Annotated in this window: 22 protein-coding genes and 1 pseudogene; all 23 read left to right on the forward strand. The window is 55.1% G+C overall.

The features are described from left to right. The first annotated feature begins 95 nt into the window (after positions 1-95). The 23 genes and pseudogenes from R0140_RS27435 to R0140_RS27545 all read left to right on the forward strand — a co-directional run bounded on the left by R0140_RS27435 (position 96) and on the right by R0140_RS27545 (position 14,095). The gene (locus R0140_RS27435; RefSeq protein WP_023320090.1) at positions 96-350 is read left to right on the forward strand and encodes a DNA polymerase III subunit theta; all 255 of its coding nucleotides are present in this window, start codon (positions 96-98) and stop codon (positions 348-350) included. 34 nt (positions 351-384) lie between these two features. After that, entirely contained in the window at positions 385-702 is a 318-nt protein-coding gene (locus R0140_RS27440) for a hypothetical protein (RefSeq protein WP_004118473.1), read from the forward strand. A 784-nt stretch (positions 703-1,486) separates the two neighbouring features. Then, positions 1,487-1,714, forward strand: a complete 228-nt coding sequence (locus tag R0140_RS27445; RefSeq protein WP_004118469.1) for a hypothetical protein — start codon at positions 1,487-1,489, stop codon at positions 1,712-1,714. A gap of 91 nt (positions 1,715-1,805) precedes the next feature. Continuing rightward, on the forward strand, positions 1,806-2,036 hold the full coding sequence (locus R0140_RS27450; protein WP_255056441.1) for a CCDC81 family HU domain 1-containing protein: 231 nt from the start codon (positions 1,806-1,808) through the stop codon (positions 2,034-2,036). A gap of 51 nt (positions 2,037-2,087) precedes the next feature. Further along, positions 2,088-3,443 carry a DUF3560 domain-containing protein gene (locus R0140_RS27455; RefSeq protein ID WP_014386157.1) on the forward strand — a complete coding sequence of 452 codons (1,356 nt, stop codon included), beginning with the start codon at positions 2,088-2,090 and terminating at the stop codon, positions 3,441-3,443. Between the two features lie 47 nt (positions 3,444-3,490). Further along, the gene (locus R0140_RS27460; protein WP_020312297.1) at positions 3,491-4,054 is read left to right on the forward strand and encodes a methyltransferase; all 564 of its coding nucleotides are present in this window, start codon (positions 3,491-3,493) and stop codon (positions 4,052-4,054) included. An 834-nt stretch (positions 4,055-4,888) separates the two neighbouring features. Further along, positions 4,889-5,431, forward strand: a complete 543-nt coding sequence (locus R0140_RS27465) for a single-stranded DNA-binding protein (protein ID WP_019706018.1) — start codon at positions 4,889-4,891, stop codon at positions 5,429-5,431. 48 nt (positions 5,432-5,479) lie between these two features. Continuing rightward, positions 5,480-5,728, forward strand: coding sequence for a DUF905 domain-containing protein (locus R0140_RS27470; RefSeq protein WP_004182058.1), 249 nt, complete (start codon positions 5,480-5,482; stop codon positions 5,726-5,728). Positions 5,729-5,797: 69 nt separating this feature from the next. Next, positions 5,798-7,855, forward strand: a complete 2,058-nt coding sequence (locus R0140_RS27475) for a ParB/RepB/Spo0J family partition protein (RefSeq protein ID WP_023320093.1) — start codon at positions 5,798-5,800, stop codon at positions 7,853-7,855. A 44-nt stretch (positions 7,856-7,899) separates the two neighbouring features. Beyond that, positions 7,900-8,331 (forward strand): conjugation system SOS inhibitor PsiB, encoded by a 432-nt coding sequence (psiB, locus tag R0140_RS27480; protein WP_004194235.1) that lies wholly within the window; start codon positions 7,900-7,902, stop codon positions 8,329-8,331. Continuing rightward, on the forward strand, positions 8,328-9,056 hold the full coding sequence (locus tag R0140_RS27485; protein WP_015065618.1) for a plasmid SOS inhibition protein A: 729 nt from the start codon (positions 8,328-8,330) through the stop codon (positions 9,054-9,056). Before psiB ends, R0140_RS27485 begins: the two co-directional genes overlap by 4 nt. Further along, positions 9,053-9,379, forward strand: coding sequence for a hypothetical protein (locus R0140_RS27490; RefSeq protein WP_004152639.1), 327 nt, complete (start codon positions 9,053-9,055; stop codon positions 9,377-9,379). Before R0140_RS27485 ends, R0140_RS27490 begins: the two co-directional genes overlap by 4 nt. A gap of 55 nt (positions 9,380-9,434) precedes the next feature. Continuing rightward, positions 9,435-9,809: a hypothetical protein gene (locus R0140_RS27495; protein WP_087638571.1), complete on the forward strand. Its 375-nt coding sequence runs from the start codon at positions 9,435-9,437 to the stop codon at positions 9,807-9,809. Positions 9,810-9,978: 169 nt separating this feature from the next. Further along, positions 9,979-10,131, forward strand: a pseudogene (locus R0140_RS27500) (DUF5431 family protein); the annotation flags it as partial. Further along, positions 10,076-10,198: a Hok/Gef family protein gene (locus tag R0140_RS27505; RefSeq protein ID WP_085842394.1), complete on the forward strand. Its 123-nt coding sequence runs from the start codon at positions 10,076-10,078 to the stop codon at positions 10,196-10,198. The pseudogene R0140_RS27500 and the gene R0140_RS27505, both read left to right, overlap by 56 nt. 694 nt (positions 10,199-10,892) lie before the next feature. Continuing rightward, the gene (locus R0140_RS27510; RefSeq protein WP_004182067.1) at positions 10,893-11,165 is read left to right on the forward strand and encodes a hypothetical protein; all 273 of its coding nucleotides are present in this window, start codon (positions 10,893-10,895) and stop codon (positions 11,163-11,165) included. Continuing rightward, on the forward strand, positions 11,162-11,512 hold the full coding sequence (locus R0140_RS27515) for a hypothetical protein (protein WP_023320095.1): 351 nt from the start codon (positions 11,162-11,164) through the stop codon (positions 11,510-11,512). The genes R0140_RS27510 and R0140_RS27515 overlap by 4 nt, the downstream gene beginning before the upstream one ends. Before the next feature lie 635 nt (positions 11,513-12,147). Continuing rightward, on the forward strand, positions 12,148-12,504 hold the full coding sequence (locus R0140_RS27520) for a hypothetical protein (RefSeq protein WP_004152717.1): 357 nt from the start codon (positions 12,148-12,150) through the stop codon (positions 12,502-12,504). Between the two features lie 60 nt (positions 12,505-12,564). After that, a complete protein-coding gene (locus tag R0140_RS27525; protein ID WP_004182070.1) occupies positions 12,565-12,777 on the forward strand; it encodes a hypothetical protein in 213 nt (70 codons plus the stop codon). Between the two features lie 10 nt (positions 12,778-12,787). Beyond that, positions 12,788-13,012, forward strand: a complete 225-nt coding sequence (locus R0140_RS27530; protein ID WP_023320096.1) for a hypothetical protein — start codon at positions 12,788-12,790, stop codon at positions 13,010-13,012. A gap of 80 nt (positions 13,013-13,092) precedes the next feature. Beyond that, positions 13,093-13,413: a type II toxin-antitoxin system RelE/ParE family toxin gene (locus R0140_RS27535; RefSeq protein ID WP_004152720.1), complete on the forward strand. Its 321-nt coding sequence runs from the start codon at positions 13,093-13,095 to the stop codon at positions 13,411-13,413. Beyond that, positions 13,403-13,681 carry a helix-turn-helix domain-containing protein gene (locus R0140_RS27540; RefSeq protein WP_004152721.1) on the forward strand — a complete coding sequence of 93 codons (279 nt, stop codon included), beginning with the start codon at positions 13,403-13,405 and terminating at the stop codon, positions 13,679-13,681. Before R0140_RS27535 ends, R0140_RS27540 begins: the two co-directional genes overlap by 11 nt. Continuing rightward, positions 13,682-14,095, forward strand: a complete 414-nt coding sequence (locus tag R0140_RS27545) for a helix-turn-helix domain-containing protein (RefSeq protein WP_004182074.1) — start codon at positions 13,682-13,684, stop codon at positions 14,093-14,095. Positions 14,096-14,131 lie beyond the last annotated feature (36 nt).

The raw sequence follows: 14,131 nt of genomic DNA on the forward strand, positions 1-14,131 counted from the left end.
GCGGCGCTGCGTACAGGCCTCACCTCAACAGGTCGCCAGTTAAGGATTAAGAGCGTAATATCTGCGTACCTTTTCTTCTTTTGCGGAATTTGCGTATGTCGCAGTGGAATATTGCCTCTTTTTCAAAAGAGGAGCAGGACAAAGTTGCCGTCGATAAGGTGGCCGCTGCTGTCGCCTGGCAGGAAAGGATGAGCAAGCCCGTCGTGCCGGAACTTGTTGAACGGGAACAGCCTGAGCACCTGCGCGAGTATTTCCGTGAACGGCTCCGCGTACATCGGCTGAACAGTCAGCAGTTGCCGCGCGCAAATGCGCCTGAATATAATAAACCGGGCGAGGATCAGCAGAATTGATTTTCTTACTCAGTGTGTCCAGGGAGGGTAATCTGTGCGTATGTCTCTGATGTTTGCTGCCGTGACGCTTTTAACCGGTATTAACCTGTTTTTTATTCCGTTTCAGCCTGTTCCGGCTCTGTGGGGGGCTATCCTGGCCGTTGCTTTTGTTCTGATTAATGTCGTGGCGGATAAGCTGCGCCTCTGGAGTGGTATTGCGTGGATTATCGTTGCCGGCATCATCATAACGCTGATGCTGAAGGGGAAAGAGCCGGGTGACGAATTTCGTGTTCTGATCACCGTTTTCGCTTTCCTGGCTTCAATCTGGTATAGCGTTGCGCAGTTCAGGAAGGAAAATAAGCTCCGTTCCTGACGCCCCGTCTGGTATGCCGCCGGTTTATCATGGCTACTTTCCGGCGGCATGAAAAACATATTCTCTCCAGCCTGCATCCTTACGTTTCCGGTTTGATCCCTGCTGTCTGTCTGCTTTCTCTTCTTCTTCCTGCTGTGATGTCTCTTTTTAACCCTTAAAGGCTTTAAAAGCACATCCGCACTGGACACCTTCGGCTCCCGGCCAGCTGCGCTGTCCGGTCGTCGAGCCACACTCCGCCAGGGCAGCTGCTTCGCACCCGCCGGGCTCCGCCGAACCCGCAAGCGGTTTCGGGCCTGACGGCTAGTGTCTGATGTCTGAGGTCAAGGTCAACGGCAGCGCTTGCTGCGACCGTTCCGGCCGCGCCGCTTTCACCGTGCCGGCGAAGGGCTGCCGGCACTCTGCAGGGCAACGCCGTTTCGCGCCCGCGCTCTTCGTCGTTGCGGCGGGTGCCTGCTCCTTCCCCCTGGCGCCGTATCACCCGTTTGAGTCCATTCGCCGGGGCTGAGACAAGCACAACCCGTCTTGCTGTCCAGGGGACGGCAGAGCCTTTCGCAATAAATTTTTCCCGGCCATTCCGCTGCGCTTCATTAGACCGAAAAAAATTTCCCGCTCACCCCCGGACATCTGCACCGGGCCGTGCTCGTTTACGCCCTCGCGGCGAACGGCTCTCAAACGGGTGAAGGTTATATCCAGGGGGCAGGTTCAGCAGGTCCCCGCACAAAGTCAAAACCGCGGCCCCGGCAACTCAACGGGTGATGTTCTTTAAAAATCAGGAAAAAGAAAAATGCAGGATCCTTCATTGCGAACGTATCGGATCGCATTTCTGGGAAGCAATGCCAGCGGCAATCTGCCGATGTTTACCCGGGTGCAGGCCACGACCGGAAAACGGGCGATAAAAGCGTTTATTGAACGCTGTGAACCCGTCAAAGGCTGGTTTCTGGGCGCACCTGAAGACATTACCGATCAAGTTAAGAAGGAGGAAGAAGAGGCGGGAAGCAAACCGCAGGTATGAAAAAAGCAGGGTAAACCCTGCTTCTCCCACGCCGTAAAAATCGCACGAACGGTTTTTCCGGCTTCGTTAACTACCATAAGGAGTCAACTTTATGATCATTTCTATTTTTTCACCTTCCGCAGGCGCTGTAAAGCCCCGTCGTCATTCGCGCATTCTGCGCGCAGATATCACCGCACCTGAGATTGATCCCGCTCTCAGAGCTTTTGGGCGTCATATCGCCAGAAGTCACCGCAAAGGGCGCGGTGTCCACATCCCCGCGATGAAAAATACAGCCCTCGGGCAGGTACTCCGCACGCTGGAACTGAAACGCGCATTTAACTGATGAGGTGAGCCGCCCCGCGAGGGGCGGCAACTGCAGGAAGGAGAAAACACAATGACACCGACTACCGCACAGATCATGACGGAAAATACCGTCAGCCAGACTTACCGGGCAACTTATTCACCCGATGATAATAAATTGCGACTTTACGCATCATTACGGCTCGATGAAGAAACGTATTCCCTGATCAACAAAGCAGGCTTTCGCTGGGCGCCCAAACAGGAACTCTTTGTGGCGCCAGCCTGGACGCCGGGGCGGGAGGATGTCCTGCTTTCCCTCGCCGGTGATATCGAGGACGAGGACAGCACTCTGTTTGATCGCCAGGAGCAGCGCGCCGGGCGGTTCAGTGACTACAGTGACCGGCGGGCGGTTGAATCGGAGCAGGCGCTTGCGCATGTTGATTCGCTGGCATCGGCTGTCCCGCTGGGACAGCCGATCCTGGTAGGCCACCACAGCGAGCGCCGCGCGCGCCGGCATGCGCAGAAAATTGAGAACGGCATGAAACGTGCGGTGATGCTGTTCGAGCGCGCCGAATACTGGGAACAGCGCGCGCAGGCCTCTCTGCGGCACGCGAAATACAAGGAGCGTCCGGATGTGCGTTACCGCCGTATCAAAAAAATCGAGGCGGAATTACGCAAGTCCCAAAAGCACATTGCCCGGTCTGAAAAGTATATGACGATGTGGCGTGCGCAGACGCTCGATCTGAAAATGGCGTTACTGGTCAGTAATTATGATCATATTCATGCCTGCTTCACGCTCGACAAATACCCCCGCCCGGCAGAGAAAAGCCAGTATGAGGGCTCGATGTCTCTCCATTCTGCCCTGTCTGAGGAGATCATTACTTTTGAACAGGCGCGTGATATTGCGATCCGCTGTCATGAGCGCACGATTAACCACCAACAGCGCTGGGTTAATCATTACCAGAACCGCCTGGCCTACGAACGCGCGATGCTCAATGAAAACGGTGGAGTTGTCACCCGAACACAGGAATTTGAACCAGGCGGGCAGGTACTGAGCCGGGGAGAATGGTTAACCATTCTCCGGGTTAACCGGAGTAAGGGGGAGGTGAGTTCAGTCGAAACGCCCGGTTATCGCTTTCTGGGCTACAGCGGCACGATGAAACTCACGCCCGACCGTATCACGGACTACAAAGCCCCGACAGCGGAGGAAGCCAGCGACGCGAAAAAAGCGGCGAAGCGCCCACCGATCGTCAATTATCCGGGGGAAGGGTTCCGGGAAATGACAAAAGCCGAGTGGGCGAAATTACCCGCTGATTATAAAGGCGTGCGGGGTGCTGCAGAAACCGAAACACACGGCGCCTACCGCTTCCGCCGGTGCATGACGCACGGTTGTACGCTCGTGAATGTGTATATCACAGACATGAAAACCGTTGAAATTCCGAAAAAATAACAGGAAGGCTCCCCGGCATCTTGCCGGGGAGGTCAGGGAGTACATTCATGCATCATGACCTTAAACACCGTATTCAGGCGATGCGGGACAAACTGGAAGGGCGCGCCCCTGTCGCTGAAATTCAGGGTAGCTCGCAGCTTTTTGTCACCCCCTCCCCGGAATGTCGCCGGCTGGTTGAGCTGGCTGATGTCCGGGAAACCGATCGCATACTGGAACCCAGTGCCGGAACGGGCGCCATACTGCAGGCGATCAGGGATGCAGTCCCCCGGGCGAAGTGTGACGCCGTGGAGCTGCACGCCGGGTTAGCCCGTCACCTGCAGGCGCATTTCCCGGAGGTCCGGATCTGGTGCGGAGATTTTCTCGAATATCATCCGGAGCGCCGGTATACCCGAATTATCATGAATCCGCCGTTTCATCGCGGTGATGATATCCGGCATATCCGGCGGGCATTAACTCTGCTTGAGCCTGGCGGGATTCTGACGGGCATATGTCTGGACGGGCCGCGTCAGCAAAAGGCGCTGGAGTCCCTGGCGGACGTCTGGGAGCCGTTGCCACGGGGAACATTCACGTATACCCAGGTAGCGACCGCCATTCTCAGAATAACCGTCTGATGACACGTTAAGCCGGCGGGGCACCTGTCCCCGTCTGGCCGGGCCTCGAAAGACCGCGCGCCTGCGGCGCCGGGAAAACCGAGCCGCGCTGACGCGCCGCCCGCATTTCCTTTCCGCGTCTTCCCTGTTTGCTGCCTGCTGTCTGCCTGCTTCCTCTTCTTCTCCCTGCTGTGATGCCTCTTTTTAAACCTTAAAGGCTTTAAAAGCATACCCACACTGGACACCTTCGGCTCCCGGCCAGCTGCGCTGTCCGGTCGTCGAGCCACACTCCGCCAGGGCAGCTGCTTCGCACCCGCCGGGCTCCGCCGAACCCGCTACGCGGTTTCGGGCCTGACGGCTAGTGTCTGATGTCTGAAGTCAAGGTCAACGGCAGCGCTTGCTGCGACCGTCCCGGTCGCGCCGCTTTCACCGTGCCGGCGAAGGACTGCCGGCACTCTGCGGGGCAACGCCGTTTCGCGCCCGCGCTCTTCGTCGTTGCGGCGGGTGCCTGCTCCTTTCCCCTGGTACCCGTATCACCCGTTTGAGTCCATTCGCCGGGGCTGAGACAAGCACAACCCGTCTTGCTGTCCAGGGGACGGCAGAGCCTTTCGCAATAAATTTTTCCCGGCCATTCCGCTGCGCTTCATTAGACCGAAAAAAATTTCCCGCTCACCCCCGGACATCTGCACCGGGCCGTGCTCGTTTACGCCCTCGCGGCGAACGGCTCTCAAACGGGTGAAGGTTATATCCAGGGGGCAGGTTCAGCAGGTCCCCGCACAAAGTCAAAACCGCGGCCCCGGCAACTCAACGGGTGATGGTTTTAAAAGGCAAAACAACGGATTAAGGAGATTCATCATGGCAGCACGTGGCGTTAATAAAGTCATTCTGGTTGGACATCTGGGACAGGACCCGGAAGTGCGTTACATGCCCAACGGGGGCGCAGTGGTCAATCTGACGCTGGCCACGTCTGAAACATGGCGTGACAAGCAGACGGGAGAGATGCGTGAAAACACCGAGTGGCACCGTGTTGTCATGTTCGGCAAGCTCGCGGAAGTGGCGGGCGAATACCTGCGTAAAGGCGCACAGGTCTACATCGAGGGCCAGCTGCGCACCCGCAACTGGCAGGACGATGCCGGAGTCACGCGCTACGTCACCGAGGTGCTGGTCGGGCAGAACGGCACCATGCAGATGCTCGGCGGCCGCCGTGAATCCGGAGTGCCTGAGAGCGCCGCGCAGCCGCAGAATCCTGCCACCCCGGCACAACCTGCTCAGGCCGCAGCTAAATCCCCGAAAGCGAAGGGCGGTAAGAAAGGCCGTCAGGATGCCGCCCCGTCTCAGCAACCGCCTCAGCCTCTCCCGGATGATTTCCCACCAATGGATGATGACGCGCCCTTTTAAACCACGATGAAGACGCCCCGTTCAGGCGGGGCAGAAAAGGAGAAACACATGGACCATAACGTTTTGTCCCCGCTTGAATCCCTGCCGGATGGCACGTTTACCCGCGAGCAGGCTCAGGTTGTCGCAGCGCAGTATCAGAATGTGGCGATTGAAGATGATCAGGGGACCCATTTTCGCCTTGTCGTCCGTCATCAGGATGACGGCAGCATGATCTGGCGCGTCTGGAATTTTGAACCGGGCGGCGAGGACATGATGAACCGCTACATCCGGGACTACGGAGTACGCAAAACGAAGTAAGCAGTAAGAAGAAGGCCGGACAGGTGGGCTGTCCGGCAGACATTCATCAATAGCTAAGAGGTATCAATTATGTCTGCTACAGAGTCTAAGGTAAAAACTGCACCGAAAACCAGCAAAAAAACGCTTAAGTCTGCCGAAGCTGAGGCGCTTAAAGTGGCTCTCGATGCCGCACAGGTCGAGTATGTCCCGGTGACGGCACTGGTGAAGTCTCCCCTGAACGTCAGGACCATTCCCTATCCGGCGGAGAAAGTCTGTTCAATGGCAGATTCCATTGAAGCCATTGGCCTGTTGCAGAATCTGGTCGTGCATAACCTCCCGGATGGTCGCTGTGGTGTGGCTGCCGGTGGTCGTCGCCTGAAAGCGCTGCAGCTCCTGCAGAGTGAAAACCGTATCGATGCCGGATATCAGGTGATGGTGAAAAAGGTACCTGATGAACTGGCTGTTGCGGCATCAATGGCAGAAAACGAACAGCAGATGGCAATGCACCCGTCTGAACAGATCGCCGGGTTCCGCACACTGGCAGAGCAGGGGAAAACCCCCGCGCAGATTGGCGATTTGCTGGGGTTCGGTACGCGTCATGTTCAGCGCATGTTGAAACTGACCGAACTGGCTCCCGAAATTCTGGCGGCGCTGGCGAAGGATGAAATCACCACCGAACACTGCCAGGCACTGGCGCTCGAAAGCGATCAGAAACGCCAGGTGGAAGTGCTGGAATCCGCCCGCAAACGGTCCTGGAATAATGAAGTATCAGTTTCCTCGATCCGTAACCTCATTACCTCAGAAGAGGTTTCCACAAACGGCGACAAATTCCGCTTTGTGGGAGAGGCCGCATTCAGTCCGGATGAAATCCGGGTTGATCTCTTCAGCAGCGAAAACGGCGGCTATGTCAAAAGTGCATCGCTCGATACCGCCCTGCTGGAAAAACTGCAGAACATCGCGGAGCACCTCCGCGAAGCGGAAGGCTGGTCATGGTGTGATGGTCGTCTTGACCCGATTTCTCACTACGGGAAGGACACTAAAATCTGGCGCCTGCATGCTGTCCCGCCTGTGGAATATACCGAAGCCGAATCAGAACGTCTTGCAGAGCTGGAAGCTCTGGAAGCTAAGTATGAAGACGAGAACCCCGGCGTGAATGATGACGTCGTGGCCGGGGCTCTGGAAGCCGTCTGGGAAGAACAGCAGACCATCGCGCACCGGGCAAAACACCGGGCATGGACGGATGAAATGAAGCAATCTGCCGGAGTGGTGGTTTCCTGGACTGGCCAGGAGGTGAAAGTACAGCGCGGTGTGGTGCTGTGCGCCGATGAAAAAATGGAGGAGAAGGATGCATCCACCGATCAGGCCCCTGAAAAAGTCGATCCGCTGGACGCCGTCAGTGTCCCGTTGCTGACCCGCCTTTCTTCTGAACGCACACTGGCGGTTCAGGCGGCCCTGTTGCAGCAGCCGCAGAAAGCCGTCGCGCTGATGGTCTGGAAAATGTGTAACTCGGTTTTCCATACCACAACGTCCGTCAAAGAGCCGTTCTGCATTAGCGTGAGTGTGTCGCATTACGCGCTGACCCGTGAAGCACCTGACGGTGAAAACAGCGTTGCGTTTCAGGCCATCCAGTCAGAAAAAGAACGTCTTGAAGCCCTGCTGCCGGAAAACTGGCGAAAGGATATGACCACCTTCTTTACGCTCGATGGCGCAACACTGATGGCACTGATGGCTTTCTGCACCGCCTGCTCCATAGATGGTGTACAGGGCAAGGATGAATTTGGTCGTAAACACCAGAGTTCGCTGGATCGGGTGGAAAACGCCATTCAGTTTGACCTTCGTGACTGGTGGAAACCGACGGCTGATAACCTTTTCTCGCACATGAAGCTGCCACACATTGTACAGGCACTCTCTCAGGCCGGACTGGCTGGAGCAGCACAGGACGCCGCGAAGATGAAGAAAAAGGATGCCGCTGAACATGCAGAGCACTTCCTCTCAAAAATCCGTTGGGTTCCGGAATGGATGACCAGTGCTGACAATCAGAAACAGCTTGCCGCAAAGTCTGAACTCAGTCTGGCAACAAGTCAGAACGATACCGACGCTGATGCCGGCGACGTCACCGACCATAACAACCCGGCCTGCGCCGCCTGATAACGGAGACGCCGCCCTGCGGGGCGGCGATAAGGAGACTGAAAATGAAAACGTTACTGACTCTGGATGTCCTGAAAACCATGTCTTCTGATGAGCTGGAAGACTACCGCGCTGCCGGTGAAGACTTTCGCCGGGAGCTGAGTCATGCTGTCATGCGCGATCTGACCTCACCGTCCGGCTGGTCCGTGAATGCCGAATACCGGTGCGAATTTGGCGGCTTCTTTCCTGTCCAGATCCGTTTTACCCCCCCTCATGGTCACTTTGATGTGGCGGTATGCAGTCCGGGGGAGCTGAATCCTCGCTGGATAGTGGTCTTTGTTACCCGTGACGGTCAGCCGTTCTCTGTCGTTCGCGTGATGGATGCATTCAACCCTGAACTCATCACCCATACTCTGGATCTCATCGAGTGTCTTGACGCCGGTGGCTACTCGTTTGCCAGCATCATCAGCACGCTGTCACAGGAGGGCGCACAATGATCCCGTCATCCAGTGCTCTTGTATCCCTGAAACCAGCCCGTCAGGCAGCGCTGCAGGCCATCATGACGGTGGAAGAGGCTCGCCAGCGCGGCGCACGTCTGCCATCGATGCCACACGTCCGGACATTCCTGCGCCTGCTGACAGGCTGTAGCCGGATTAACAGTGACGTTGCACGCCGTATTCCTGGCCTTCACCGTGATCCAAAAGACCGCCTTTCCAGCCTGAAACAGGTAGAAGAGGCGCTGGATATGCTTATCTCCAGCCACGGGGAATACTGTCCGCTGCCGCTGACAATGGATGTGCAGGCTGAACTTTTTCCGGAAGTCCTTCATACCCGAACAGTACGCAGGCTAAAACGTCAGGACTTTGCCTTCACCCGAAAAATGCGCCGTGAAGCCCGTCAGGTCGAGCAGTCCTGGTTACTGCGTCAGAACCTGCTGGGACAGGCTGTCACAGAACTGAATTTTCAGTCACCGGAAACCGTCTGCACCTGGTACACCCGGTGGAGCGACGAGTTTGACGCGGCAGAGCTTGCAGCACCGTTCTGGCGCTGGCAGTCGCGATTCGCATCGCTGAAGGAACTTGACTGGCTTCGCATCAGCGGTGAGCCGCTGTATGCAGTGATGTACGAAATTCCGTTTATTGTCCGGGAAACACCTGAGCATATTCGTGTTGCTGAACGCTGGCAGGTGCCAAATAAGCTGGCTGATCGGAGTGGTGTATGAAGTGGCGCTATTCTCTGCGCTGGAAACTGCCGCACAGGCCCTGCCCAGGTCCACGGGAACTGATTTCCGTTGTCGTGGAGGCTGGGCAGGCGGCACCTGAAGAGGTGATGTCACGCTGGGTGGCTGGCTCAGGTTACGCTGTATGCGTGGATTTTCTCGGCCAGAAACAGATCCAACGCTGGAGCGATGAACGGAAAGCAGCGGTGAGAAGGCGCAACATGCAGGCACGTATTAATCGTGTTGCCCCTTTGTTTGCCGACGAGTTAATCGAGCGTGAACTGGCTGCGCGTCCGGAGTATTTCAATGGCAAGTCCGCCCGATGAATAAGTACAATGCTGTCTGACAACTCAGATGGCCAAATACAAGGAAAGCAGAACTATGAGGTACTGGTTGCTCGTTATCTCAATGAACGTGCTGTTCTGGTTGATCGTGAAGCATGTTGCTCCGGAATGGTATGGTTCCCCTGGTTATTATGCAGGCCAGCTCATCTGCACACTAATAGCTGCGGTCATCACATGGCGTGATCCGCCTGACTGGTTAGATGGAATCCTGCTCGGCGTAATAAAATTCGGCGTTCTGATTGCCGGGATTATATTCTTTGTCTGGGGCATCGGGTACAAGCTGGCATTCTGGGGGCAACATGATCCTAATACCATATATGCAAGTGAAAACGATGTTATTTTGCCTAATCTTGCGCTGGGCACGGGCGTCTTGATCGCGGGATGGGTATACATTAGATATTTAAAGCGCTAAGCAGCATAAAGCGTGGATATACCTGGTAAGAAATAGCACCGGCCCGGTATAATCGACGTGGCGCTTGAGGCTTTTTGCCTCATGACGTGAAGGTGGTTTGTTACCGTGTTGTGTGGCAGAAAGCAGAAAGCCCCGTAGTTAATTTTCATTAACCCACGAGGCCCACTGAATGTCTAGTCAACACCAGTATGGCCTCTTACCGTGCAATTTGCAAGGAGGAGTAAACCATGAAACTACCGCGAAACGCCCTGGTCTGGTGCGTATTAATCGTCTGTTTAACGCTCTTGATATTCACATGCCTGACCCGGAACCGCTTATGCGAAGTCCGGCTAAAGGACGGGAACAGGGAGGTCGCGGCAAGCCTGGCTTACGAATCCAACGGTAAGTAGCAACCTGGAGGCGGGGAATACCCCGCCTTTTCAGGGCTGCGTTGGTCTGACATGCCTGAAGCGCCTTTATGAAGGGGTTGCCGGTTCGCCGGTAGCCCCTTTTTCCTGCTTACAGGAAAAAAAACCGCACGACAGGCGGGCAAAATGCTTTCACCTACCTACAACACGGATTCAATGAATCGCAAGTCACATTAACACCCTTCATTCACCGTAACACCCTGTCATCAGTGTGAAAAAAAGAGCGATTGATTGTGAACATTTGGGTTCTGGTGATAAGTTCGCTCTGTAGCGTAGCCCTCTTTACGGAGGGGTGGAAACGGCAACGGCAGAGTTAAAAGTCCACGAGTCAGTGAGGCTGTCCAAAGGCTCCCCGGGGAAATCCGGCGCTACATCAGGTTGCATAGCACTTAACCCGCCCTCCGGGCGGGTTTTCCTTCCGGAAACGTGCTGTAATACCTTTTATGTGCAATGCGCGGTTTCTACTTTCCTGATAAATCAGTCGCTCGGTCTGTCAGGTGATACCGCAGTTCATTCCTTGAATGATCCAGTGTTTTTTGCCTGCTATTTTAGCAGGCTTTTTTTTGTTGATTATGTATGACATCTGTCATACAGTTGATTGTGTAATGAACAGCAATTTTTCCACTTAACTCAGTGAGGCGAAGCGCAGTCGCGGGTGAGCCAAAGGAGAGCCAGCATGAACTTCACGATAAAATCCCGTAAAACCGGCGAAATTTTCAGTTTTTACGCACCCGAGAGTGGCGGTTATGTCCACCTGGAGTCCCCGGGACACTCTGGTAACACAGGTGCTCAGATTTGCTGTGGTGGAGGGTTCATGGGGAGTACGCTTTCCTGTGGCGCTTCTGAGGACGATCTGGCCAGTGTTGCCCGTAAATGGTACCGACAGTTCGTGAGGGAGCGGCGCAAATTCTTAATGATGTCGGGCCAGTATTCTGAGGATAACCCATGAAAAAAGAGATCTCCCGCAACCCCTCTTTCACGCCTTCGCCTAAGCTGCGAGCACATCTGAACTCCCACAGGGAAGGGGTGACTGAAAGGCTGAATAATATCTTTGATCGCTATGCGCATCTGGTTCGGGCCTGTGCCCTTCCTCTCGATGACGACGAAACACAGGTTCTGCTTAATGTGCTGAGTGGCTCCGTTGTGGAACCCGCCTTTATTGAATATCTGGCTCAGGAAATTCGGGACTCGGATGATTATCTGGAAGGGATACCCGCAGCTAAATCACTGTACGAAAAGTGTCAGTCAGCGACCTATCCGCAATTGCTGGCCACCGTCGAACGTCTGGAACGATAAGAAAGGCATAACAACACTGGACCCCTTCGGCTCCTGGCCAGCTGCGCTGTCCAGTCGTCGAGCCACACTCCGCCAGGGCAGCTGCTGCGCACCTGCCGGGCTCCGCCGAACCCGCTACGCGGTTTCGGGCCTGACGGCTAGTGTCTGATGTCTGAGGTCAAAGTCAACGGCAGCGCTTGCTGCGGCCGTTCCGGCCGCGCCGCTTTCACCGTGCCGGCGAAGGACTGCCGGCACTCTGCGGGGCAACGCCGTTTCGCGCCCGCGCTCTTCGTCGTTGCGGCGGGTGCCTGCTCCTTTCCCCTGGTACCCGTATCACCCGTTTGAGTCCATTCGCCGGGGCTGAGACAAGCACAACCCGTCTTGCTGTCCAGGGGACGGCAGAGCCTTTCGCAATAAATTTTTCCCGGCCATTCCGCTGCGCTTCATTAGACCGAAAAAAATTTCCCGCTCACCCCCGGACATCTGCACCGGGCCGTGCTCGTTTACGCCCTCGCGGCGAACGGCTCTCAAACGGGTGAAGGTTATATCCAGGGGGCAGGTTCAGCAGGTCCCCGCACAAAGTCAAAACCGCGGCCCCGGCAACTCAACGGGTGATGGTTTTAAAAGGCAGAAAAACAGACAAAGGAGAAAGCTGGATGAGCACACAAAACGTCAACGAAAAACCCTCCACCAAAGAAAGCACAACCCTCCGGACTGACGGTTTTGTGCGCAACATTCATTCCCGAAACCCGTTCGATGTTATCCGCGCCGATGTAGTGCTTGAACGTATCGAGAAAAAGGCTGGTCGGAGCTGCGGGATGCATTACGAGCTGTATCAGGCCCATCTGCTGGGTGGTGCGCTGGATTATCTGGATGCGCTGCCGTTGAAAGACCGTCCGGTGTTAATGGGCGCTGCGGCAAAGCGCGGCTATCTGCTGACGCTAGCCGAAGAGGAACGTGCGCTGGAAGCACGGGATGTACTGATGAGTGAACTGGCGGCAAACGACTGCTGAGAAATAAACACGGATGGCGGCGTATCGCTGCCATCCCTTAAAGACCAGAGGTAACGCAAAATGAAAGTATACGGCCATCAACACTCATCAGAGGCTTTCTTCCGGGAAAATTCCCCATCCTGTTTTGAACCAAAAGCGGAAAAGGTGATCGCTTTTCATGGAAAGGATGCCAGTTACGCCTATAACGTGCTGGCCGATCTGAAAGCAGCAGGTGCTTCATATACGCGCCGGAATATCATCGCCGATATGTTCCGCCGTCTGGGTGTGAAATGAGGTCTGGGCAATGGAACACGTGAAAGGAAAAAACCAGCAGGGGGCAGGGAACGCCTATTTTGCAGGGATGCAGTGGCGCGGTATTACACTTGGACACGCCGATGCTGCAGCGCTTAATCAGTTTGATATCGATATCAGCAAAGCTCAGGCACTCGAAGCACGCACCTGGTTGCTTCAGAACAAAGCAGAATTCATCGCTCTGATCCTGGGCATTGAAGTCGTAAAGGTCGGGTAGTGAGAAGCCAGCTAACTTAGCTCTTGAGCTAAGTTAGCTTTTGAGCTAATGTGTGCACATACGGACTAGAGATTACATTCATGTTCACAGTCATCTTTCATGATGAGGCTGAAAAAGAGTTTACGGCTCTGCCTGCTGCCATTCGTGCAAAAATGGCCAGGCTACTCATGAAGCTGGAAGCAAACCCTCGCCAGCTACGCGAGCCAGATACCAAGCCGCTTGGAAACGGCCTTTTCGAAATACGTACAATGGGGGCAGATATCGCCCGCGGAATCTGGGTATATCAGAGTGGTGAACGTATTTTTCTACTTCGGATCTTTATCAAAAAATCGCCAAAAACGCCCCCGGCAGAAATAGATCAGGCACTTCGCAGACTGGAGGAAATGCAGAATGAAATATAAAACCCTTAGCCAGGTTCATACCGAAGCAATGAACGATCATGAGTACAGCGCGGCATTCGAGGCAGAAGAAGCCTCGGAGCTACTTCGGGAAACCTTAGCAACATGGAGAAAAGAAGCGGGTTTGACGTCGGCACAGGTTGCAGAACGTATGGGCATCAAAGCGCCTACTATCTCACGTATGGAGAAGAACGCTTCGCGAATGAGTATTCAGACGCTGGTTCGGTACGCCAGAGCCTGCGGTGTTAACTTTAAAATTCAGCAGGTTTGAATGATTAGCGATGCCAATAAAGCGGTGAATGACCTGGCGAGTATTGTCCCTCTGCTGGGTGGCAGTTCGTCCCGCAAAGATTACGAAGAGGCACGTAAACTCGTTGAATATCTTCTGGAACATGATCCGGACAGCCCGCTGGTTGATATGCTGACTGCCCGCATCGATGCCTGGGAAGATAACGCGGTGGAATTTGAAGAATTTAATACGCGCTTCGAAGCAGGCAAAAACGGTGTATCGTTGCTGCGGGTTCTTATGCAGCAATACGGGCTTTCTCAGTCCGATTTCGAAAACGAGATAGGTAATAAATCGCTCGTCAGCCGGATCCTCAGTGGTGAACGCAGTCTGACCTTTGATCACATGCGGGCGCTGGCAAATCGATTTCAAATCCCGGTCTCGATGTTTGTTGACTGATTCGGGAACAGAGCAGGCGAATGGGGCCTCGGTCCC

Origin of the sequence: Klebsiella sp. w6, from assembly GCF_033100215.1 — a bacterium.
GTDB lineage: Bacteria > Pseudomonadota > Gammaproteobacteria > Enterobacterales > Enterobacteriaceae > Klebsiella > Klebsiella variicola.